Here is a 22209-nt window from a genome sequence, read left to right on the forward strand (position 1 = left end):
CGCGCCGCCTCGTCCTGGTTGCTCCTTACCAGCTGAGCTTCAGGGTGTACTTGCCGTTGGTCGAGCCGGTGCCGCCGCTGTAGTACACCACGCGCACATAGCGGGCGAAGGTCGAGGTACCGGTGTTGGTGACGGACACGCTGTCCGCCGAGCCGGTGCCGTTCTCGCTCTTGGCCAGCAGGGTACCCGAGCTGTTGTACACGTACAGGTCGTAGTCCGAGCTGCTGTTCGGGGTCATGACCGAGTTCAGGGTCTTGCCGGCCGGCAGATCGACACGGAAGTAGTCGGTGTCGGTCGAGCTGCCCAGGTTGCCGTTCACGGTGGTGTCGGTCGTCGTCACCAGGTCGGCGGTGCCGGTGGTGTTGTTCGACTCGGTCTCGGCGATGGTCGGGCCGGTCGGGGTGCTGGTGCCGCCGATCGCCGCATTCACCGCGGCAGTCGCGTCCACGATACCGGTGCCGCAGCCCGAGCACGTCGCCGGGAAGGCGCGCGCGGTCGACTTCAGCATGCTTTCCACCTGGTCCACGGTCAGGGTCGACTTGGCCGCGAACATCAGCGCAGCCACGCCGGCCACGTGCGGGGTGGCCATCGAGGTGCCCTGGTAGCCCGCGTAGTTGTCGGAACCCGGCGAGCTGGTGCCCGAGTTCAGGGTCGAGATCACGCTGTAGCTGCCGTCGCCGCCCGGCGCCGCCACGTCGACCAGGGTGCCGTAGTTCGAGTACGAGGCACGGCCGCCGGTCTTGCCGGTTGCCGCCACGGCGATGACGCCCGAGCAGTTCGCCGGGCTGGCATTGCTGACGTTCATGTTGTCGTTACCGGCCGCCACCACCACCACCGCGCCGCGCGAGCGGGCGCCGTTGATGGCGGTCTGGGTGGTGGCGTCGCAGGCGCCGGTGCCGCCCAGCGACATGTTCAGCACCTTGGCCTTGTTGGCATTGGCCGGCACACCGCTCACGGTGCCGCCCGAGGTCCAGGTGATGGCGTCGGCGATGTCCGAGGTGTAGCCGCCGCACTTGCCCAGCACGCGGGCCGGGACGATCTTGGCGTTGTATGCCACGCCGGCCACACCCAGGCTGTTGTTGGTCTTGGCGGCAACCGTGCCGGCCACGTGGGTACCGTGCCAGCTCGAGCCCGAGGCCGGCGAACCGGCGCCGCACTCGCCTGCGGCCACCCAGTCGCCCGGATCGCTCGCGTCGCTGTCGCGGCCGTTGCCATCGTTGCCGATGGAGGCGGTGCTGATGAAGTCGTAACCCTGCAGGATCTGGCCGCTCAGGTCGGCATGTGGACGGTAACCGGTATCGATCACGGCCACCACCACGCCGGTGCCGGTCGACTTGTCCCAGGCGGTCGGCAGGCGCAGGCCGCCGGTGGTGTCGGTGTAGTGCCACTGCTGGGCGTAGTAAGGATCGTTCGCGGTCGCCATGTGGGTCATGATGCGGTCCGGCTCGGCGTATTCGATGCTCGGGTCGCGCGCCATCATTTCGGCGGCCAGCTTGCGCACCTCGTCGAGGTGCTTGCGGCCGTTCAGTTGGAACACATGGGCGCCGGTCGAGATCGCATGGCTTTCGCGGACGGTCATGCCGAATTCCTGGCCTGCGCGCTCCAGCTTGGCCTTGCGGTCGGCGGTCATGGCAGCGGCACGGGCCAGGCCCTTGGCAGCCGGCGCCGCGTCCTTGTATTTCACGATGATACGGTCAGTTTCAACAATGAACTTCTGCTCGGCCGCACCGACCGTCGCCGCCACGAAGGCGAGCGAGATTGCAGCACACATCTTCAACATTGCAGGATGAATCGAATGCGATTGCTTCATGTTTCTTCCTTGTTAGTGTTTTCCGTCAAGCGAAATGACCCTCGCCTGTGTCATTGATTTCCGGTCAGTGCCGGCGCCGTCTGAATGCGGCGAAAAGCAGCGTAATATGAAAGGATGAGATCGTGAGCGACAATTCGATACAATTTCAGCGTATTAACAACAGTGAGGCGGAGAACCGTTGAAGAAACATGTTTTCTTCGGTGAAACGTTAATTTTGGCAAATAACGTGTGCCACACTTGTGTTGACATATCTCAAAAAGCTTTCTGTTGAGATAATGTAGGAGAGGACATATTGTCCGTGCTCAAAACAAAAAAGGCCGCGCAAGCGCGGCCTTCCTCGTTCATGCAAACGCAGCTTAGAAGTTGCCCTTGAACTGCACGCCCCACTGGCGCGGCTCGTTGGTAAAGCCGGTCAGGTTGTTGAAGTCGATGGCGCCGGTGATGCGGCGCTGGTCGAGCACGTTGCGGCCGAAGGCAGCCACTTCATACTTGCCGCCACCGAAGATGTAGCCCAGACGCACGCCGCCTTCCGTCAGCGGCGCGCCGACGAATTCGGTCGCCTCGTACAGGAAGAAGTTGATCTTGCTGCGGTAGGACCAGTCGGTGAAGAAGTACAGCTCGCCGTCCGCGACCGGCACGCCGTAGCGGGCGGTGGCATTGACGCTCCAGCGCGGCGCCTGCGGCAGCGGGTTGCCGTCGATGACGACGCGGCCGGCGGCGTTCAGCGGGTCGGTCACGGTGCATTGAGCGCACTTGTTCACCGATAGGCTGGCGTCGCGGATCTGGGTGTAGTTGTAGCTCGCGCCGGCGCTCACGCGCAGGGCGGTGGTGACGGCCGCTTCGAAGTCGAACTCGGCGCCCTTGCCCTTGGTGCGGTCGGCATTGATCAGGCGGTTGACGTTCGAATTGCCGCCCACCACGGTCAACTGCTGGTCCTTGACGGTGTAGTCATACACCGAGAACGAGGTGCGCGCGCGACGCTCGAACAGGTCGGCCTTCAGGCCCAGCTCGTACGAGGTGATGGTTTCCGAATCGGCGACCGTGATCGGCACCGCGGCCGACGCGGCTGCGATACTCGGCGCGCGGAAGCCGGTGGCGACGCGGCCGTACAGGTTCACGGTCGGGCTCAGCTTGTAGGTCGCCGACAGGTCCCAGTTGAACTTGTCCTGGTCGGTCGACACCGAGCGCGGGCCGATCTGGGTGACGTTCTCGTTGACCAGGGTGCGGAAGTTCTTCTCGTCGTAGGTATAGCGCACGCCGCCGCGGACGGTCCAGTCCGGGCTCAGGGTGTAGTTCACCGAGGCGAACGCGGCCCAGGCCTCGTTCTTCTGGTTGCTCACCAGGCGCGAGCTGCGGGCGCCGCTGGTGCTGTTGAAGTTGTCGCTGCCGCCGACCGCGTCTTCGTCGAAGAAGTACAGGCCGGTCTGCCAGTTGAACGGGCCGGCGTTCTGCGATTCGAGGCGGAATTCCTGGGTGTACTGGTCGAGGTCGCTGATGTAGCCGCCGGTCTCGACCTGGAACGGAATGAAGCCCGGGCCGCCCGGGGTGCCGCCGTCGATGTCGCCGCGGCTGAAGTAGTCGCTGACGTGCTCGTAGCCGGTGATCGAGAACAGGCGCATGCTGCCCAGGTCCCAGGACAGGCGCAGGTTGGCGCCATTGGTCTTCAGGCGCTGGAAGTTGTCGGCATTGGTGACGATCTTGTCCAGGTCGTAACCCGGCACGATCTTGTTCGTGCCCTTCTGGATCAGGTTCGCGCGGAACAGGCGGGCGCTGCCGTTGGTATTGCGCTGGTGCAGGTTCAGCAGGGCATTGAAGCCGCCGTCCGGCTGGTACAGGAACTGGACGCGCTCGGCGTGCTCGTTGTAGCCGTCGAGCTCATTGCGCTTCTGGCTCATCGCCACGTCGGCGAAGTTGTCGATGTAGTCGTCGCGGTGCTGGCCGACGGCCGAGACGCGCATTGCCCACTTGTCCGCCAGCGGCACGTTGACCGCGCCTTCGCCGTTCATCGTGTAGTGGGTGGCGGCCGACACGTTGTAGTAGCCCTCGAACTTGCCCAGCTTCGGCTTCTCGGACTCGAACTTGACCACGCCGGCCGGGGTGTTGCGGCCGAACAGGGTGCCCTGCGGGCCGCGCAGCACTTCGACGCTGGCCAGGTCGAAGATCGGGAAGCCCTTCAGGATCGGGTTTTCCTGCACCACGTCGTCGTACACCAGCGACACCGGCTGCGATGCGAAGGTGTTGAAATCGGTGTTGCCGTAGCCGCGGATGTAGAAGCGCGGGAAGGTACGGCCGTTGGAGGATTCGACGTTCAGGCTCGGCACCTTGCCGGCCAGCAGGCGGATGTCTTCGCCGCCGGAGACCAATACGTCCAGTTTGTCGCCCTTGAGCGCGGTGACGGACACCGGTACTTCGCGGATGTTTTCGGTGCGGCGCTGCGCGGTCACGGTGACGGTCTGCAGTTCCGGCGCTGCGTTCGCAGCGGCGGTCTGGGCCTGGACCGGCATGGCGGCGGTCAGCGCCAGCGCGCCACTCAGCGAACCGAGTACCTGCGTGCAGACGACGCGCTTGTGCATCTTGGACATCTTCATCATGGAGTTTTCCCTATGGATTGATAAAAGAACCGATGTCCCCGTTCTCTCTTGTCGTCGCCGCGCGATCCGGTGAACGCCGCGGCGCGGGCGGTATGCTCCGCCTGTCGGCAAGCGCATCGTGGCGCACATCTCGATGATGTTTTAAAGTTGCCGTTTTGCAAAGCGCGTATTGTCAGTGATGAATACGCAGCATTGCAAGGAGAAAACGAAAGTCCGGCGCTGCATGCAACGTCTTTACAACACGTCCGTTTCGATGACGATGGCGCGGAAATCGTTGACGTTGGTGCGGGTCGGGCCGGTCACGAGCAATTGACCGAGGGCGCCAAAGAAGCCGTAGCCGTCGTTCTCCAGCAGGTGCGCGCGCGCATCCAGGCCCCGGGCGCGGGCGCGCGCCAAGGTGCCGGGGGCCAGCCAGGCGCCGGCATTGTCCTCGGTGCCGTCGATGCCGTCGGTGTCGGCGGCGAGCGCATGCACGCCCGGCAGGCCGTCGAGGGCGACCGCGAGGGCCAGCAGGAACTCGGCATTGCGCCCGCCCCTGCCCTGCCCGCGCACGGTCACGCTGGTCTCGCCGCCGGACAGGATGACGCAGGGCGCGGGCAAGGGCTGCCCGTGTTCCACGACCTGGCGCGCGATGCTCGCATGCACCAGCGCGACCTCGCGCGCCTCTCCTTCCATACTCGAAGACAGGATCAACGGCGCATACCCTGCCGCCCCGGCAGCCAGCGCGGCGGCATCGAGCGCCTGCTGCGCGGTGACGATGACGCGGGTGTCGTTGCGCGCCAGGCGCGGATCGTCCGCCAGCGGCGCCGCCAGTTGCGGGTCGGCCAGCACCGCGCGCACGGCCCCCGAAACGGGAATGCCGTATTTCTGCAGGATGGCGAGCGCGTCGAGGCCGGTACTGCCGTCGGGCACGGTCGGGCCGGATGCCACCACGGCCGGATCGTCGCCCGGCACATCCGACACCACCAGGGTCACCACCCGCGCAGGCAGGCAGGCCAGCGCCAGCCGCCCGCCCTTGATGGCGGACAGGTGGCGTCGCACGCGGTTGATCTCGCCGATCGGCGCACCGCAGCGCAGCAGTTCCCGGTTCAGGGCGCGCTTCTCGTCGAGGCTGATACCGGGCGCGGGCAGCGACATCAATGCCGAGCCGCCGCCGGACATCAGGCACAGCACCAGGTCGTCCGGCCCCAGTCCGGCCGCCGCCTCCAGCATGCGCCGGGCGGCCTGCTCGCCGGCGGCATCGGGCAAGGGGTGACCGGCTTCGATGACCTCGATGTGGCGGGTCGGCGCGCCGTGGCCGTAGCGGGTAACGACCAGGCCGGTCAATGGCCCTTGCCAGTGGCGCTCGACCGCCTCGGCCATGCGCGCGGCCGCCTTGCCGGCGCCGAGCACCAGGGTGCGCCCCTTGGGCGGCGGCGGCAGGTGGCGCGCGACCAGATGGAAGGGATCGGCAGCGGCCATGGCGGCATCGAACAGGTGCGGCAGCAGCGGGTGGGCGGTGGGCATGTCGGCTCTTCATCCAGGACGAACCATGATATTTGCACAAAAGCGCCGGGCAGGTGGACACGGCCGATGTGATGAGTTTTCAACTTTTTCTCAAAAATCCTTGCACACCTCGAATTCCAGCCTCTATAATTCGGGCCTCTTCGGACGCAATGACAAGCGTCGGACAGAAACCTCTGAATAGAGAAGCCGGGCGCTTAGCTCAGTTGGTAGAGCGGATCCCTTACAAGGATTAGGTCGGGAGTTCGAGCCTCTCAGCGCCCACCAAGCACGATTCAGCAGGTTGATCGAAGTACTGATCAGAGTAAACGGAGCGGTAGTTCAGTTGGTTAGAATACCGGCCTGTCACGCCGGGGGTCGCGGGTTCGAGCCCCGTCCGCTCCGCCAGCAATACTGAAAAGGGTCTGATTCGTCGGACCCTTTTCTTTTACAGACCAAGCTGCCTGGAGCAGCCTGGTCGAAGCAAGTTCCAGAAAAACGGAGCGGTAGTTCAGTTGGTTAGAATACCGGCCTGTCACGCCGGGGGTCGCGGGTTCGAGCCCCGTCCGCTCCGCCAGCTCAAGAGGAAGGGTCCGAGAAGTCGGACCCTTTTTTCGTTCAGCGATCAAAGTGTTCTCCCCTGCGGGAGAACACGGGCCGTGGGCTCGAAGGGATTGCCTTGCAAGGCAATCCGCGGCCCGCGGCACGTGGGCGAGCCCCGTCCGCTCCGCCAGCTTAAGAGGAAGGGTCCGAGAAGTCGGACCCTTTTTTCGTTCAGCGATCAAAGTGTTCTCCCCTGCGGGAGAACACGGGCCGTGGGCTCGAAGGGATTCGCTTGCAAGCGAATCCGCGGCCCGCGGCACGTGGGCGAGCCCCGTCCGCTCCGCCAGCTTAAGAGAAAGGGTCCGAGAAGTCGGACCCTTTTTTCGTTGCATTCCAGGCAGTTCAAGCCCGCCGCTGCTGCATCGGCGCCCCCGCCTCCACCCGATCCCTCCCCCCGCTCTTGGCCGCATACAGCGCATGATCCGCCCGCGCCAGCGCCATGCCCAGCGTCTCGTTCGGATCGAGCACCACCACCCCGATACTGACCGTCATCGTGTACGGCGTACCGCTGGTGATCACGGTGGCGTGGCGCACCGCCTGGCGCAGGCGTTCGGCGGCCGCCAGGGCGGCCGCCAGGTCGGCGCCCGGCAGGACCATCGCGAACTCTTCGCCGCCGAGGCGGCCGATCGTCTCATGTGCGCGCAGCGTCTCGCGAACGGTGCGCGCGAATACGCGCAGGGCCTCGTCGCCGGTGGCATGGCCGAAGCGGTCGTTGATCTGCTTGAAGTGGTCAAGGTCCATCATCGCCAGGGCCAGCGGTTGGCGCTGGCGCAGCGCGGCCTGGCGTGCGTGTTCGGCGCGCTCGAGGAAGGCGTGGCGGTTCGGCAGGCCGGTCAGGCAATCGACGGTGGCCAGGCGCACCATCTCGGCATCGTCTTTTTCCTTGCACAGCAGCAGGAAGCCGAAGCCGTTGACGATCATCAAGAGGTAACCGGCCAGGTAGGCCGACTCCTGGACGGCGCGGGGCCCCAGCGGGTCCTCGCTGCTCAGGCAGCTGGCCGCCCACAGCGCCACCGACACCGCAAACACGGCGTCGTTCACGCCGATGATCCGCTGCAGCAGCGAGGCGCGGCGCGTCGGACGCAGCAGGATCCAGGCCATCGCCGCCGCGAACAGGGCAACGACGCCGGCGACCAGTGCGGTCAGGTAGGCGACCTTCGCGCCGGCGCTGCCGGCAGCCAGTACAATGGCCAGCGCCAGTGCCGACACCGGCAGCAGCACCCGCTGCCAGCGCGCGAAACCGAAGAAAATACAGTAGGCCGCCACTTCCAGCGATACCGCCAGGATCCAGCCGGCCCCCTCGACGCCCTTGAGCATCGGCAGGTCCAGGTAAGGACGGCTCCAGCCCAGCAGCTGGCACAGGCCGATGCCGAAGCGCGCCCACATCCACAGGCGCAGCCCCGCACTGGGCGCAGCGCCATATGTATAACCGGCCATCAGCACGGCAAACGCAATGTTGCCGATGCCGAGCGCCAGCAAGAAGGAAGGAATGTCGATCACCGCTGTTCCCATCGGCGAGCCAACCCGGCATCGCCGCAAAGATGTTAAATCGTTAATCTGTGTTTCCGTAAAGAATTATCTTACACGGTTTTTTGTCGTAAAGGATGCACAATTGAACAGGCAGCCCAGCGGCATGAGCAAAGCACAACACTTCTATCCGTGACACTTCCCCGACATAGTTTTTGATGCGCAGCAGCACTTGATAGCGGATAATCATCCGACAACAAGCCAACGCACCATTCCGGGCAATCGTGATTTTCGGTTTCCTCAAGCCGCCCAAGATGTCGCCGCGCCTGCATCGCCTGAAGAACTCGGCGCTGTTCTCATCCTTGAGCCCGCTGGAACTGAAAATCGTCGATGGCCTCCTGCACGAGCGCCGCTACCTCACTGATGAAATCGTCTTCGACGAGGGCGAGGAAGGCCAGGCGCTCTACCTGATCATGAGCGGACGGGTGCTGATCAACAAGCTACACGAGGGTACCAACCAGGTAGTAGCCGAGCTCGAACCGGGCAGCTTCTTCGGTGACCTGGCCCTGCTCGACAACTCGCCGCGCAATGCCCAGGCGCGCGCCGTCGAACCCTGCGAGATGGCGGTGTTCTTCCGTGCCGACTTCCTGGGGCTGCTCGAGACCGATGCCGTGATCGGCTACAAGATCTCGCTGGCGCTGGCGCGCCACATCGGCCTGCGCCTGCGCGAATGGATGGGCACCGGCCGCCCCCAGCTGGAAGCGCTATGAACCGCAGCGAGCGCGCCGGCCCCGTCGTCTGGACCGGGATCATCGCGGCGACCTGCGTGCTGCTGCTGGTGGTGCAACAGATGCTGTGGCTGGCCCTGCCCTTCATCTTCGGCGGCGTGCTGCACTACATCCTGGTCGGGCCGATGCAGCGCCTGGTGCGCGCCGGCCATGGCCGCAACGCGGCCGCGATGCTGGTCTGCCTGCTGTTCTTCGCCTTTCTGACGCTGGCCCTGACCGCCGCCTTCTCGTGGAGCCGCGGACCGGAAGAGGCGTCCTGGGAAAGGACGATCGGCCTCTACCTCGACGGCGGGATCGCCTTCGTGCACAACACGACCGCCCTGCTCGAGAAGAAGTTTCCTTTATTGGCCGAGATGCGCCTGACCTCGACCATCAACGCCATCTTCCGCACCCACACCGACAACTTCGCCGAGAAGCACCTGGGCGACATCCTGATGGCGCTCGCCACCTGGGTACCTTCGCTGCTGCTGGCGCCCTTCCTCACCTTTTTCTTCCTGCGCGACGGCCTGCGTTTCAAACGATTTTTGGCGCGTGCGGTGCCGAACGCCTATTTCGAGCGCGCGCTCTACCTGCTGCACGAGGTCGACCAGACCGCGCGCCGCTATTTCGACGGCCTGCTCAAGCTGACCGTGCTCGACACGGCGGTGCTGGCACTGGGCCTGTGGGCGATCGGCGTGTCCTCGCCGCTGCTGCTCGGCCTGTTCTGCGCGGTGCTGGCCTGGGTGCCTTTCGTGGGCTCGGTGGTCGGCTGCGTGCTGGTGGTGATCGTCGCCTCGACCGACGCGCCCAGCAATCCCTTCATCGCCTACGGTGCGATCGGCGTGTTCGTGCTGGTACGCCTGCTGGACGACTTCGTGTTCATGCCGCTGACCCTGGGGCGCAGCATCCGCGTGCATCCGCTGGTGACGGTCCTGATGATCTTTATCGGCGGCGCGCTGGCCGGGGTGGTGGGCTTGATGCTGGTGCTGCCGCTGCTGGGGGTGGTGATGGTGGTGGGCGAGACCCTGGGCCGGCTGGTGACCAATCCGCGCCTGCGCGCGCGGCACCGCTATGCGCGGGCGCTGCGCACGCGCCAGGCCAGCGTCGACCTGGATATCGCGCGCGAACGGCGCGGGGCGCCGACGCCGAACGCGGGCTTGTAGGGTGGGCGGCGTATGTTACCCGCCACACTTCCCCCACATCCGCACATTCTGTCACACGGTCATTGCCACACGGCATTACACTGGTTTGGACGACACTGCGCAATGAAGTGTCTTAACAGTGAAAGCGTGCCATGACCACCCTTGCCAGTTTCTTCGACAACGTTCGCCTGCCCACCATCTCGGACGTCGCCCACGCCCTGATCGCCACCCTCGACGACGAGGAAGCCTCGGTGAAAAGCATCAGCGCCATCATCGCGCGCGATCCCGCGCTGACCGCCAAACTGATGCGCCTCGCTAACAGTGCCCGCTTCGGCTCCAGCCGCAACATCGGTTCGCTCGACGAAGCCATCGCACTGACCGGCGTGGGGCACATCCGGACGCTGGCCCTGGCGGCCTGCTTTGCCGATGCTTTCCCCAACATGCCGGGTCTCGATACCGATGAATTCTGGAACAGCAGCATGGCCTGCGCCGGCTACGCCAAATGGCTAGCCAACGGCGCCAATGCCGATGCCGGCGAGGCCTGGCTGGCGGGGATGATCATGCGCCTGGGCGAACTGCTGATCTACCAGGTGGAGCCTTCCGCCTTTGCCGAGATTGAACAATTGCCGCACCTGCCGGGTGCGCGCTGGGAACGCGAGCAGCGCCTGCTGGGACTGTCCGAGGGCCAGATCACGGCCGAATTGTGCCGGCGCTGGAACTTCCCGTCGCGGATCGTCATGGCGGTGGAGCGCTCGTCCGATCCGATGGCCGCCACGCCCTTCTGCAAGCTTGCCGGCATCGTCCACCTGGCCAGCCTGCTTGCGGACACGCCGAGCGACGATCCGGAGGTCGTGAACACGCTGCCGGCCGAGGTCGTTTCTGCACTGGGGCTGGGGATGGATTGGATGCGGGCGCGTTTCCCGAGCCACGGCTCGTTCGCCGCGGCTGCCTGAGCACTGACCGCGCCCGCCGCCAGCTTGGGGCAGGCGCGAACAGCCTTACTTGCGGTCGGCCTTCGGCTTGGACTTGATGGTCGCCAGGATCGACGGCTTGACCTTCGACGGCGGCGCCATAAACGGCGTGCTTGCCGGCTTGCGCTCGCCACCGCGGGCGGCACGCTTCGGCGCCACTTCGATCGTGCGGCCCTTCGGGACACCGCCCGGCACGCGCCGGTCTTCGCGCACCATCGAGGCGCCCTCGTCGGACGCCGGCACCAGGTGGCGCTCGCCATTGCCGATCAGGTCGCCCCGGCCCATGCGGCGCAGGCCCTCGCGGATGACCGGCCAGTTCTCCGGATCGTAGTAGCGCAGGAAAGCCTTGTGCAGCTTGCGGGTCTTGCCGCTCTTGGCGGTCTCGACGACTTCCGACTCCTCGGTCACCTTCGCCAGCGGGTTCTTTCCCGAGTGGTACATGGTGGTCGCCATCGCCATCGGCGTCGGCGTGAAGGTCTGCACCTGGTCGAGTTTAAAATTGTTCTTCTTGAGCCACAGGGCCAGGTTCAGCATGTCCTCGTCGGTCGAACCCGGGTGCGCGGCGATGAAGTAGGGAATCAGGTACTGCTTCTTGCCGGCCTCGATCGAGTACTTGTCGAACAGGCGCTTGAACTCGTCGTAGGCGCCGATGCCCGGCTTCATCATCTTCGAGAGCGTGCCCTGCTCGGTGTGCTCCGGCGCGATCTTCAGCAGGCCGCCCACGTGGTGGGTGACCAGTTCTTTCACGTACTCGGGCGAGCGCACCGCCAGGTCGTAGCGCAGGCCGGAGCCGATCAGGATCTTCTTGATGCCCGGGATGGCGCGCGCCTTGCGGTACAGCGAGATCAGCTTGCTGTGGTCGGTGCCCAGGTTGCTGCAGATGGTCGGGTACACGCAGGACAGGCGGCGGCAGGATTCCTCGATCTTCTTGTCCTTGCAGGCCAGGCGGTACATGTTGGCGGTAGGCCCGCCCAGGTCGGTAATCGTGCCGGCAAAATTCTTGGTGGTGTCGCGGATCAGCTCGATCTCGCGCAGGATCGACGGTTCCGAACGGCTCTGGATGATGCGCCCTTCGTGCTCGGTGATCGAGCAGAAGGTGCAGCCGCCGAAGCAGCCGCGCATGATGTTGACCGAATACCGGATCATTTCCCAGGCCGGGATGTGGGCCTTGCCGTAGCTCGGGTGCGGCGCGCGCGCGTAGGCCAGGTCGTAGACGTTGTCCATCTCGTCCATGGCGAGCGGCAGCGGCGGCGCGTTCAGCCAGACGTCGCGGTCGCCGTGCTGCTGCACCAGCGCGCGCGCATTGCCGGGGTTCGACTCGAGGTGGAACACGCGCGAGGCGTGCGCGTACATCACCGGGTCGGTGCTGACGGTGTCAAAACTCGGCAGGCGCACCACGGTCTTTCTCGCTTTTTCGCGGGCTGCGGCCTGGCGCTCTTCGCGCGTCATGATGATGACGGGCTTGACCACCGGTTCCGGCGCGGCGTTGTCGAGCGCGCACTGTGTCGGGTCTTCCAGCGCCATCGCATACGGGTTCGGCTGCTTGTCGATGCGGCCCGGCACGTCCACGCGGGTCGAGTTGTGCACGCTCCATTCGTCGTCGGGCAGCCAGCCGTGCGGCACCAGGAAGGCGGTGCCGCGCAGGTCGCGGATGCTCTTGATGTTTTCGCCCGCGGCGATGCGACGCGTGACGTCGACCAGCGCGCGTTCGGCGTTGCCGAAGATGAGCAGGTCGGCTTTCGACTCGAACAGCACCGAACGGCGCACCTTGTCCGACCAGTAGTCGTAGTGGGCGATGCGGCGCAGCGAGGCCTCGATGCTGCCGGCGATCACCGGCACGCCCGGGAAGGCTTCGCGGGCGCGCTGGCAGTAGACCGTGACGGCGCGGTCCGGACGCTTGTTCGGCTCGGCGTTCGGGGTGTAGGCGTCGTCGGAACGGATCTTGCGGTCGGCCGTGTAGCGGTTGACCATCGAGTCCATGTTGCCGGCGGTGACGCCCCAGTACAGGTTCGGCTTGCCGAGCGCGCGGAAGGGCTCGACCGAGGTCCAGTCCGGCTGGCTGATGATGCCGACACGGTAGCCCTGCGCTTCCAGCAGGCGGCCGACCAGCGCCATCCCGAAGCTCGGGTGGTCGATGTAGGCGTCGCCGGTGATCAGGATAATGTCGCACGAATCCCACCCGAGCTTGTCCATTTCGGCACGGGACATCGGGAGGAAAGGCGCGCTTGGCGCGCGGCTGGAGCGCTTCGGCACGCTCGCGAAAAGGTTCTGGGGGGCGTTCATTGGCCGGTATTGTACCGGAAAACCGTTTCAGGGTCGCCTCGGCGACCCAAAAATGGCTTACTTATCAATGACTTGCTACACGAATGACTTGCTGCAAGAAAGTTGACTCAGATACCCATATTCGACAGCATGTTGCCGAGCTGGCGCAGGCCGGCCGAGAAGGTCGGGTGGCGCACGTCGAAACGGGCGGCCAGCTCCTGGGTCTGTGAGGACAGGCCGTAGGTGTTCTCGTCGAGCCGGTTTTCTTCGCGCCGCGCCAGGGCGCGGTCGATATCGCCGTCGAGCTGGCGCAGCAGGGTTTCCAGTTCGGGATCGACTTCGTTGGTTTCCTGCAACTGGCGGTGCAAGGCTTTCAGGTGCGCTTTCAGGTTCGCATCGTTCTCGTTCTGCATGATCGTTCTCGTTAGGTGGTGAAGCGGGTCTCAAGATACAGCGTCTCGACCTGCTCGCGCGCCCAGGGGGTGCGGCGCAGGAATTTCAGGCTCGATTTGATGCTCGGGTCTTTCTGAAAACAGTTGATATCGATCCTGCGGCCGAGTCCGTCCCAGCCGTAATGCGCGACGAGACGGGTTAACAGGGATTCTAAGGTAATACCGTGGAGGGATTGAACACTCATCGCTTGGTGACGTAACTGGCTTGCATGAAAAAGGGGAAACCATGCCAGCGGCATCGTTTCCCCGATTTTACGTGAACAGCCGCGGAGCAGCCGTATTGCACGGCCGACCCGGCAGTTTGCCAGCTTCCTTAGTCGCCAGTCAGGCCACGGCGCTCGAGCAGCGGCTGCACTTGCGCATCACGACCGCTGAAGTTGCGGTACATCTGCATCGCATCGATGGTGCCGCCGCGCGAGAGCAGGGTCTTGCGGAAGTGGTCGCCGTTCTTGCGGGTCAGGCCGCCGTGTTCCTTGAACCAGTTCACGGTGTCCGCATCCAGCTTCTCGGCCCACAGGTAGCCGTAGTAGCCGGCCGCGTAGCCGCCCGCGAAGACGTGCGAGAAGTAGGTGGTGCGGTAGCGCGGCGGCACCAGCGCGAAGTCCACGCCCGCCTTCTTCAGCGCGTCGGCCTCGAAGGCCAGCACGTCGGTCGGGACCTGCTTCGGCGACAGCTGGTGCCAGGCCTGGTCGAGCAGCGCGGCCTTCAGGTACTCGGTGGTGCGGAAGCCTTCGTTGAACTGCTGCGAAGCCTGCACCTTGTCGAGCAGCTCCTTGGGCATCGGTTCGCCGGTCTGGTAGTGCTTGGCGTAGTTGGCCAGCACTTCCGGCCAGGCCATCCACATCTCGTTGACCTGCGACGGGAACTCGACATAGTCGCGCGGCACGCGCGAGCCCGAGAAGCGCGGGTACTGCACGTCCGAGAACATGCCGTGCAGCGCGTGGCCGAACTCGTGGAAGGTGGTGCGCACTTCGTCGTAGGTCAGCAGGGTGGGCTCGCCGGCGGCCGGCTTGGCGATGTTCAGGTTGTTGGCGATGACCGGCTTGGTGCCCATCAGTTTGCTCTGCGGGACCCAGGCGTTGGCCCAGGCGCCGCCACGCTTGATCGGGCGGGCGTACGGGTCGAAGGTGAAGATTGCCAACTGCTTGCCGTCGTGGTCGAACACGTCGAACACGCGCACATCCGGATCGTAGGTCGGAAGGTCCTTGCGTTCCTTGAAGGTGATGCCGAATTCCTTGTTGGCGGCGAAGAACACGCCATCCTGCAGCACCCGGTTCAGCTCGAAATAAGGCTTGAGCTGGTTGCCGTCGAAGGCATACTTCTCGGCGCGTACCTTGTCGCTGTAGAAGGCCCAGTCGTGCGCGGCGGCCGGGAAGCTGTTCGCGCCCAGTTCCTTGTCGATCACCTTCTGGATCTCGGCCGCTTCCTTGCGTGCGTTGCGCACCGCCGGCTTGGCGAACTCGGCCAGCAGCTGGTTGACGGCGGCCGGCGTCTTGGCGGTCTGGTCTTCCAGATGGTAGGCCGCATGGTTCTGGTAGCCCAGCAGCTGCGCGCGCTCGGCGCGCAGCTTGGCGATCTTCAGCACCACGTTACGGTTGTCGTACTCGCCGCCGCGCGAGCCGCGCGCCATCGAGGCCGCCAGCAGCTTCTCGCGGGTGGCGCGGTTGGTCAGCACCGACAGGGGCGCCTGCTGGGTAGTGTTCACGACCGGGATCACGAACTTGCCCTCCATGCCTCGCTTCTTGCCTTCGGCGGCGGCGGCGTCGATCGCCTTGTCGGACATGCCGGCCAGTTCGGCACGGGTGTCCACCACCAGGGCCGACGCATTGGCTTCCTTCAGCACGTTCTGGGCAAACTGGGTCGACAGCGCGGCCAGCTCGCCGTTCATTGCCTTGAGCTTTTGCTTGTCGGCGTCGGACAGCTTGGCGCCGGCGCGCACGAAGTCGGTGTAGTAGCGGTCGATCAGGTATTGCGACTCGGCGTCCAGGCCCAGTTTGTCGCGCTTGGCGTACAGGGTCTGGATGCGCTGGAACAGCTTCGGGTTGAGGCGAATCGCATCGTTGTGGGCCGACAACTTCGGTGCCAGTTCCTTGTCCAGCGCCTGCAGGGTGTCGTTGGTGTACGAACCCTTCAGGGTGCCGAAGGCGGTGCCGACACGGTTCATGAGCTGGCCCGAACGCTCCATCGCGACGATGGTGTTCTCGAAGGTCGGCGCGGCGGGGTTGGCGGCGATCGCCTCGATCTCGGCGCTTTCCTGGCGCATCGCTTCGGCAAAGGCCGGGGCGAAGTGTTCGTTCTTGATCTGGTCCCAGGCCGGGTACTGGAACGGCAGGGTGCTCGGCTTGGCGAAGGGGTTCGAGGCTTCGAGCATCGAGGCCGGAGCAGCGTAGGCCATCGAGGCGGCGGCGCTGGCGGCAGCGACCAGCAGGATGTGTGGACGAATCATGGTGCCCTCGTTGTGGTTGTTAATGACGTGTTGTAGTGGTCTTGCAAAGCGCGGTGCGGCAATCGAAAAGCCAGCGCGAACGCCGGCTTCGTCGAACTCAGTTCAGGCCACGGCGTTCCAGCAGCGGCTCGATGACCGGATCGCGGCCGCGGAAATCGCGGTACATCTGCACCGCGTCCATGGTGCCGCCTTTCGAGAGCACCATCTCGCGGAAGCGGTCGCCGTTCTTGCGCTGCAGGCCGCCGTTCTCCTTGAACCATTCGCCGGCGTCGGCATCCAGGCGCTCGGCCCACAGGTAGCTGTAGTAACCGGCCGAGTAGCCGCCCGAGAAGGCGTGCGAGAAATAGGTCGAGCTGTAGCGCGGCGGCACCGGCGCGAAGTCGAGGCCCGCTTCACGCAATGCCTGCTCCTCGAAACGCTTCACATCGGTCGGGATGGCCTTCGATCCCAGCTGGTGCCAGCGCTGGTCGAGCACGGCGGCTGCCAGGTATTCGGTGGTGCGGTAGCCTTCGTTGAACTTCTGCGAGGCGCGCAGCTTGTCCAGCAGTTCCTTCGGCATCGGCTCGCCGGTCTGGTAGTGCTTGGCGTAATTTGCCAGCACTTCCGGCCAGGCCATCCACATCTCGTACACCTGCGAAGGCAGCTCGACGTAGTCGCGCGGCACGCTGGTGCCCGAGAAGCGCGGGTACTTCACCTTCGAGAACCAGCCATGGGTGCCGTGGCCGAATTCGTGGAAGGTGGTGCGCACTTCGTCCCAGGTGAGCAGGGTCGGCTCGCCCGGCGCCGGCTTGGCCAGGTTCAGGTTGTTGGTGATGACCGGCTTGTTGCCCAGCAGGGTGTTCTGGCTGACCAGGGCGCTCATCCAGGCGCCGCCGCGCTTGTTCGCACGCGCGTACGGGTCCAGCACGAAGATCGCCAGGTGCTCGCCGTTCTCTTCGAACACGTCATATACGCGCACGTCCGGATCGTAGACCGGCAGGTCCTTGCGCTGCTTGAAGGTGATCCCCCACAGCTTGTTGGCGGCGAAGAAGGCGCCGTCCTCCAGCACGCGGTTCAGTTCGAAGTACGGCTTGAGCTGGCTGGCGTCGAAGGCGTACTTGGCGGTACGCACCTTGTCGCTGTAGAAGTTCCAGTCGTAGGCGGCCGCCTTGAAATTTCCCTTCTCGGCATCGATGACGCCCTGGATCTCGGCCGCTTCCTTCTTCGCGTTGCGCACCGCCGGCACCGACAGGTCGGACAGCAGCTTGTTGACGGCCGTGGTGTTCTTGGCGGTCTGGTCTTCCAGCGAGTAGGCGGCGTGGCTGCTGTAGCCCAGCAGCTCGGCGCGCTCGGCGCGCAGCCTGGCCAGCTCCAGCACGGCTTCGCGGTTGTCGAATTCGCCGCCGCGCGCACCGCGCACCAGCGACACCTGCAGCAGCTTCTCGCGGGTGCTGCGATTGGTCAGCATCGACAGCGGTCCCTGCTGGGTGGTGTTCACCACCGGGATCACGAACTTGCCGTCCAGGCCGCGCTTCTTCGCCTCGAGGGCGGCGGCGTCGATGACCTTTTCCGGCAGGCCGGCCAGCTCCTCGCGGGTATCGACCACGAAGGCCGAGGCATTCACTTCCTTCAGCACATTCTGGCTGAACTGGGTCTGCAGGGCCGCCAGCTTGCTGTTGTACTCGCGCAGCTTCTGCTTGTCGGCGCTGGAGAGCTTGGCGCCGGCGCGCACGAAGTCCTTGTGGTAGCGCTCGATCAGGTAGACCGATTCGGCGTCCAGGCCCAGCTTGTCGCGCTTGGCGTACAGGGTCTGGATGCGCTGGAACAGCGTCGGATTCAGGCGGATCGCGTCGCCGTGGGCGGCCAGCTTGGGCGCCAGGTCCTTGGCCAGCGCCTGCAGGGTGTCGTTGGTATAGGAACCGGTCAGGGCCGAGAACACCGCGGATACGCGGTCCAGCAACTGGCCCGAGCGCTCCATCGCGACGATGGTGTTGTCGAAGGTGGGCGCCGCCTTGTCATTGGCGATCGCATCGACTTCGCGCGCCTGCTCGCGCATGGCCTCGGCAAAGGCCGGGGCGAAGTGCTCGTTCCTGATCTTGTCGAAGGCCGGGTAGCCGTACTGGAGGGTGCTCGGCTTGGCGAACGGATTGGACGCGTCGAGCAGGGAGGCTGGTGCGGCGTGGGCCAGGTTGGCCATCGCGACGCTGGCCGCGATCAGGAGCATACGGGGACGATTCATGGTGTCTCGGGTTGTTTGAACTACGTTGATGCACGCCCGCCCTGAGGCCACCGGGCTTGTGGCCCGGCGCGACAGGACGCTGCGCAGAAAAAAATCAGTTACCGGTCAGGCCGGGCCGCGCCAGGCCGCGGCGTTCGAGCAGCGGCTCGATGACCGGGTCGCGGCCACGGAAGTCGCGGAACAGGTCCATCGCCTCGGCGCTGCCGCCGCGCGAGAGCAGGGTCTTGCGGAAATGGTCGCCGTTCTTGCGCGACAGGCCTCCGCTCTGGGTGAACCACTGGACCGTGTCGGCGTCGAGCTTCTCGCTCCACAGGTAGGCGTAATAGCCGGCCGAATAGCCGCCGTTCATCGAGTGCGAGAAATAGGTCGTGCGGTAGCGCGGCGGCACCGGGGCGTAATCCACGCCGGCATCCTTGAGCGCCTTGGCCTCGAAGGCCAGCACGTCGCCCGGGATCTGGTTCGGCTTGAGCTGGTGCCAGCGCTGGTCGAGCAGCGAAGCGGCCAGGTACTCGGTGGTCAGGTAACCCTGGTTGAATTTCTTGGACGCGACCACCTTGTCCAACAGTTCTTTCGGCATCGGTGCGCCGGTCTCGTGGTGCTTCGCATAATTGGCCAGCACTTCCGGCCAGGTCGCCCACATCTCGTTGACCTGCGACGGGTACTCGACGAAGTCGCGCGGCACGTTGGTGCCCGAGAAGTGCGGGTACTTCACGTTCGAGAACATGCCGTGCAGCGCGTGGCCGAACTCGTGGAAGGCGGTGCGCACTTCATCGTAGGTCAGCAGGGTCGGCTGGCCCTGCGGCGGCTTCGGGATGTTCAGGTGGTTGCCGACCACCGGGCGCTTGCCCAGCAGGGTGGATTGCGACACGTATTCGTTCATCCAGGCGCCGCCCTGCTTGTTGCCACGCGCATAGGGGTCGAAGATGAAGATCGCCAGCTGCTTGCCATCCGTGTCGAACACGTCGAAGGTGCGCACGTCCGGGTCATAGACCGGCAGGTCCTTGCGCTCCTTGAAGGTGATGCCGAATTCCTTGGTGGCGGCGAAGAACACGCCGTCGACCAGCACGCGGTTCAGCTCGAAATAAGGACGCAGCTGGTTCTCGTCGAAGTTGTACTTGGCGGCGCGCACCTTGTCCTGGTACATCGGCCAGTCCCAGGACGCGACCTGGAAGCCGTCCTTCGCGCCATGTTCCTTGTCGATCACTTTCTGGATCTCGGCCGCTTCCTTGCGCGCGTTGTTCACGGCAGGCTTGGCCAGTTCGGCCAGCAGCTTGTTGACGGCGGCCGGGTTCCTGGCGGTTTCCAGCTCTTGCGAGTAGGCCGCGTAGTTCGGGTAGCCCAGCAGCGCGGCGCGCTCCGCGCGCAGCTTGACCAGCTTGAGCACCAGGTCGCGCGAGTCGAACTGGCCGCCGTGGCTGCCGCGGTCAAGCGAGGCGGCCATCAGGCGCTCGCGGGTCTTGCGGTTCTTGAGCACCGCCAGCGCCGGCTGGCTGCTGGTGTTGACGATGGCGATCGCGTACTTGCCCTTCAAGCCGCGCTGTTGCGCTTCGGCGGCTGCGGCATTGAGCTCGGCGTCTGAAAAGCCGTCCAGTTCCTCGCGAGTGTCGACGACCAGCGCCGAGGCATTGGCTTCCTTCAGCACGCGCTGCGAGAAGTCCGACTGCAGCGAGGCGATCTCGGCATTGTATTTCTTGAGCTTGTCCTTGTCGGCGGCCGACAGGTTGGCGCCGGCGCGCACGAATTCCTTGTACACGCGCTCGAGCAGGTGCAACGATTCGGCGTCCAGCCCGAGCGTGGCGCGCTTGGCGTGCAGGGTCTTGATGCGCTGGAACAGCGCGGGGTTCAGGTAGATCGCATCGTTGTGCGCCGCCAGCCTGGGCGACATCTCGCGGTCCACGGCATCCAGCACATCGTTGGTGTTGGCGGTCTGCAGGTTGGAGAAGGTGGCGGCCACGCGCGCCAGCATCTGGCCGGCGCGCTCCATGGCAACGATGGTGTTGTCGAACGTGGGCGCGGCGCGGTTGGCGGCAATCGCGTCGATCTCGCGCAGGTGTTCGGCCATGCCGGCCGCATAGGCGGGCAGGAAGTGCTCGTTCTTGATCTTGTCGAAAGCCGGGTAGTTCAGCGGCAGGCTGCTGGGACGGGCGAACGGATTCGAGGCGTCGAGCGCGGGGCCGGCGGCGGCGGCAGGTGCGGCAACCGCGGTGGCTTGGGCGAATGCGAGGCTGGCGGCAACGATGAGCAGGTGTGGTCTGGTCATGAGATCTTTCACGGACGCTTTGGACGGAGCTGCCGGGCGTACTCGACAGCCTTTGCGCGAAGATCATAGCAGGCTTGCGCTGCCGGGCATGTATCCGCATGTATCAGTGATGTAACAATTGGGCGTGTTAGCATGCGATTCCACCCGCTTATTCGCCATGGATTCCTTCTCTTCCCGCTCCTACGACGCCATCGTCGTCGGCACCGGCCCCGGCGGCGCAAGCAGCGCGCGCGAACTGGCGCGCGCCGGCGCCCGCGTGCTCGTCCTCGAGCAGGGCAGCGCCGCGCCACTGCGCGGCACCCTCGGCCAGATGGCCACGATGGCGCTGCCGGGCCGCGGCGCCTGGCTGCATCGCGACGCCTCGCTGCTGGTCGCCGGCACGGGCCTGGGCGGCAGCTCCGCACTGAACTTCGCCACCGCCGCCGCCCCGCCGCCCGCCATGTTCGCCGCCCACGGCATCGACCTGGCGCCGTTTCTTGCGACGCTGCGCAGCGAGCTGCCGCTGGCGCCGCTGCCCGACAGCCTGGTCGGCCCGATGGCCACGCGCATCATGGCGGCGGCGCGCAATGCGGGCTTCGCCTGGGAAAAGCTGGACAAGATGATCCGCCCGCAGGCCTGCCGCAGCGGCTGCTGGCGCTGCGTGTACGGCTGCCCCTATGGCGCCAAGTGGAGCGCGCGCGACTTCGTCGACGAGGCTTGCCGTCATGGCGCGATGCTGTGCGACGGCAGTCGGGTGCGGCGCGTGCTGATCGAGGACGGCCGTGCCGCCGGCGTGGAGTTCCGGCGTGCCGGGGCGCTGGAGACGGCGCGCGCGCCGCTGGTGGTGCTGGCCGGCGGCGGCATCGGCAGTCCGCGCCTGCTGCATGCGTCAGGCCTGGGCCCACCCCGCGTGCCTTTCTTCAGCGACCCGGTGGTGGCGGTGATGGGGAGCGTGGAAGATGTCGACGGCGGCGCCGAGGTGCCGATGGCCGCCGGCGCCGGCTTTCCCGAAGAAGGCATTGCGCTGGCCGACCTCACGCTGCCGGGCCCGATGTACGCGGCCTTCGCGCTGCAGGCGGGCCGCGTCGACCGGGTGGGTGCGCACCGGCGCACGCTGAGCGTGATGGTGAAGATCCGCGACGACATCGGCGGGGCCGTGGGTCCGCGCTGGGTGGACAAGCGCCTGACGCCCGGCGACCGGGCACGTCTCGAGAAAGGCATCGGGATGGCGCGCCGCATCCTCGCACAGGCGGGGGCGAAACAGGTGTTCGCGACCCGCCATTTCGCCGCGCATCCGGGCGGCAGCGTGCCTATCGGTGGAGGGGCGGGCAAGGGCGTGGACAGCGACCTGCGCGCCGCGCCGGGGCTCTACGTATGCGATGCCTCGGTGATCCCGCAACCGTGGGGCTTGCCGCCCACCCTGACCCTGCTGTGCCTGGGCATGCGGCTGGGCGCCATGCTGGCCGGCGCCGCGCCTGCGCAGCGTCGCCCGTTCAGTAGTGAGGCGGTTTCTCGTTGAGCGGTCCCTGGCGGGTGGACTGCAGGGTACGGATGTGATCCGCCAGCGCGGCGACCATGGCTTCGAGCTGGTCGATGCGGCGCCCCTGGCGGTAGATGGTCTGGTTCAGCGTATCGACCAGGTCTTCCTGGTGCACGAGCTTGATCTCGATGTCGACAAGTCGATCTGACAAGCGGTCTTCCTGGCTCATGCTGGTTCCCTCCGGCGCAAAACCGGCATTATGCCAGTCTCGCGCCTGCT

Annotated in this window: 15 protein-coding genes and 3 tRNA genes; 7 read left to right on the plus strand and 11 right to left on the minus strand. The window is 65.6% G+C overall.

From position 1 onward, the window contains the following. Window positions 1-25: 25 nt before the first annotated feature. The 3 genes from IM543_00260 to IM543_00270 form a co-directional block, all read right to left on the minus strand. Window positions 26-1810: a S8 family serine peptidase gene (locus tag IM543_00260; GenBank protein QOY94405.1), complete on the minus strand. Its 1785-nt coding sequence runs from the start codon at window positions 1808-1810 to the stop codon at window positions 26-28. Window positions 1811-2166: 356 nt separating this feature from the next. Beyond that, window positions 2167-4401 (minus strand): TonB-dependent receptor, encoded by a 2235-nt coding sequence (locus IM543_00265; GenBank protein ID QOY94406.1) that lies wholly within the window; start codon window positions 4399-4401, stop codon window positions 2167-2169. A 234-nt stretch (window positions 4402-4635) separates the two neighbouring features. After that, window positions 4636-5907, minus strand: coding sequence for a glycerate kinase (locus tag IM543_00270; GenBank protein QOY94407.1), 1272 nt, complete (start codon window positions 5905-5907; stop codon window positions 4636-4638). A gap of 188 nt (window positions 5908-6095) precedes the next feature. Between IM543_00270 and IM543_00275 the strand changes: the two genes are divergently transcribed. From IM543_00275 to IM543_00285, 3 genes are all read left to right on the plus strand, one after another. Continuing rightward, window positions 6096-6171: transfer RNA gene (locus IM543_00275), tRNA-Val, on the plus strand. Window positions 6172-6214: 43 nt separating this feature from the next. Then, window positions 6215-6291: transfer RNA gene (locus IM543_00280), tRNA-Asp, on the plus strand. Window positions 6292-6383: 92 nt separating this feature from the next. Then, window positions 6384-6460, plus strand: a tRNA-Asp gene (locus IM543_00285). A 368-nt stretch (window positions 6461-6828) separates the two neighbouring features. On the opposite strand, the gene IM543_00290 is transcribed toward IM543_00285, so the two are convergent. Further along, window positions 6829-7986, minus strand: a complete 1158-nt coding sequence (locus tag IM543_00290; GenBank protein ID QOY94408.1) for a GGDEF domain-containing protein — start codon at window positions 7984-7986, stop codon at window positions 6829-6831. 281 nt (window positions 7987-8267) lie between these two features. Here IM543_00290 and IM543_00295 point away from each other — a divergent pair, with 281 nt between their 5' ends. The 3 genes from IM543_00295 to IM543_00305 all read left to right on the plus strand — a co-directional run bounded on the left by IM543_00295 (window position 8268) and on the right by IM543_00305 (window position 10815). Next, window positions 8268-8723: a cyclic nucleotide-binding domain-containing protein gene (locus IM543_00295; protein ID QOY96446.1), complete on the plus strand. Its 456-nt coding sequence runs from the start codon at window positions 8268-8270 to the stop codon at window positions 8721-8723. After that, window positions 8720-9883 carry an AI-2E family transporter gene (locus tag IM543_00300; protein QOY94409.1) on the plus strand — a complete coding sequence of 388 codons (1164 nt, stop codon included), beginning with the start codon at window positions 8720-8722 and terminating at the stop codon, window positions 9881-9883. The genes IM543_00295 and IM543_00300 overlap by 4 nt, the downstream gene beginning before the upstream one ends. 131 nt (window positions 9884-10014) lie before the next feature. Further along, window positions 10015-10815, plus strand: a complete 801-nt coding sequence (locus tag IM543_00305) for an HDOD domain-containing protein (protein ID QOY94410.1) — start codon at window positions 10015-10017, stop codon at window positions 10813-10815. 45 nt (window positions 10816-10860) lie between these two features. Here the strand turns inward: IM543_00305 and IM543_00310 are convergent, their stop codons facing one another. The 6 genes from IM543_00310 to IM543_00335 all read right to left on the minus strand — a co-directional run bounded on the left by IM543_00310 (window position 10861) and on the right by IM543_00335 (window position 20471). Beyond that, entirely contained in the window at window positions 10861-13116 is a 2256-nt protein-coding gene (locus IM543_00310; GenBank protein ID QOY94411.1) for a YgiQ family radical SAM protein, read from the minus strand. 107 nt (window positions 13117-13223) lie between these two features. After that, window positions 13224-13508 (minus strand): DUF4404 family protein, encoded by a 285-nt coding sequence (locus IM543_00315; protein ID QOY94412.1) that lies wholly within the window; start codon window positions 13506-13508, stop codon window positions 13224-13226. A gap of 11 nt (window positions 13509-13519) precedes the next feature. Further along, window positions 13520-13732, minus strand: coding sequence for a DUF2132 domain-containing protein (locus IM543_00320; protein QOY96447.1), 213 nt, complete (start codon window positions 13730-13732; stop codon window positions 13520-13522). A gap of 128 nt (window positions 13733-13860) precedes the next feature. Next, complete coding sequence (locus tag IM543_00325; protein QOY94413.1) at window positions 13861-15993, minus strand: M3 family metallopeptidase; 2133 nt, start codon at window positions 15991-15993, stop codon at window positions 13861-13863. Window positions 15994-16090: 97 nt separating this feature from the next. Further along, window positions 16091-18211, minus strand: a complete 2121-nt coding sequence (locus IM543_00330; GenBank protein QOY94414.1) for a M3 family metallopeptidase — start codon at window positions 18209-18211, stop codon at window positions 16091-16093. 94 nt (window positions 18212-18305) lie between these two features. Next, complete coding sequence (locus IM543_00335; GenBank protein ID QOY94415.1) at window positions 18306-20471, minus strand: M3 family metallopeptidase; 2166 nt, start codon at window positions 20469-20471, stop codon at window positions 18306-18308. A 157-nt stretch (window positions 20472-20628) separates the two neighbouring features. On the opposite strand from IM543_00335, the gene IM543_00340 reads away from it, so the two are divergent. Then, the gene (locus tag IM543_00340) at window positions 20629-21969 is read left to right on the plus strand and encodes a GMC family oxidoreductase (GenBank protein QOY94416.1); all 1341 of its coding nucleotides are present in this window, start codon (window positions 20629-20631) and stop codon (window positions 21967-21969) included. On the opposite strand, the gene IM543_00345 is transcribed toward IM543_00340, so the two are convergent. Continuing rightward, a complete protein-coding gene (locus IM543_00345; protein QOY94417.1) occupies window positions 21944-22159 on the minus strand; it encodes a SlyX family protein in 216 nt (71 codons plus the stop codon). The genes IM543_00340 and IM543_00345 overlap by 26 nt on opposite strands. Between the last annotated feature and the right edge of the window lie 50 nt (window positions 22160-22209).

Source organism: Massilia sp. UMI-21, from assembly GCA_015277795.1.
Classification (GTDB): Bacteria; Pseudomonadota; Gammaproteobacteria; order Burkholderiales; family Burkholderiaceae_D; genus Telluria.

Coding starts and splice junctions, on each gene's coding strand:
- IM543_00260 (QOY94405.1), bottom strand. CDS start 1,810: ATGAAGCAATCGCATTCGATTCATCCTGCAATGTTGAAGATGTGTGCT.
- IM543_00265 (QOY94406.1), bottom strand. CDS start 4,401: ATGATGAAGATGTCCAAGATGCACAAGCGCGTCGTCTGCACGCAGGTA.
- IM543_00270 (QOY94407.1), bottom strand. CDS start 5,907: ATGCCCACCGCCCACCCGCTGCTGCCGCACCTGTTCGATGCCGCCATG.
- IM543_00295 (QOY96446.1), top strand. CDS start 8,268: ATGTCGCCGCGCCTGCATCGCCTGAAGAACTCGGCGCTGTTCTCATCC.
- IM543_00300 (QOY94409.1), top strand. CDS start 8,720: ATGAACCGCAGCGAGCGCGCCGGCCCCGTCGTCTGGACCGGGATCATC.
- IM543_00305 (QOY94410.1), top strand. CDS start 10,015: ATGACCACCCTTGCCAGTTTCTTCGACAACGTTCGCCTGCCCACCATC.
- IM543_00310 (QOY94411.1), bottom strand. CDS start 13,116: ATGAACGCCCCCCAGAACCTTTTCGCGAGCGTGCCGAAGCGCTCCAGC.
- IM543_00315 (QOY94412.1), bottom strand. CDS start 13,508: ATGCAGAACGAGAACGATGCGAACCTGAAAGCGCACCTGAAAGCCTTG.
- IM543_00320 (QOY96447.1), bottom strand. CDS start 13,732: ATGAGTGTTCAATCCCTCCACGGTATTACCTTAGAATCCCTGTTAACC.
- IM543_00325 (QOY94413.1), bottom strand. CDS start 15,993: ATGATTCGTCCACACATCCTGCTGGTCGCTGCCGCCAGCGCCGCCGCC.
- IM543_00330 (QOY94414.1), bottom strand. CDS start 18,211: ATGAATCGTCCCCGTATGCTCCTGATCGCGGCCAGCGTCGCGATGGCC.
- IM543_00335 (QOY94415.1), bottom strand. CDS start 20,471: ATGACCAGACCACACCTGCTCATCGTTGCCGCCAGCCTCGCATTCGCC.
- IM543_00340 (QOY94416.1), top strand. CDS start 20,629: ATGGATTCCTTCTCTTCCCGCTCCTACGACGCCATCGTCGTCGGCACC.
- IM543_00345 (QOY94417.1), bottom strand. CDS start 22,159: ATGAGCCAGGAAGACCGCTTGTCAGATCGACTTGTCGACATCGAGATC.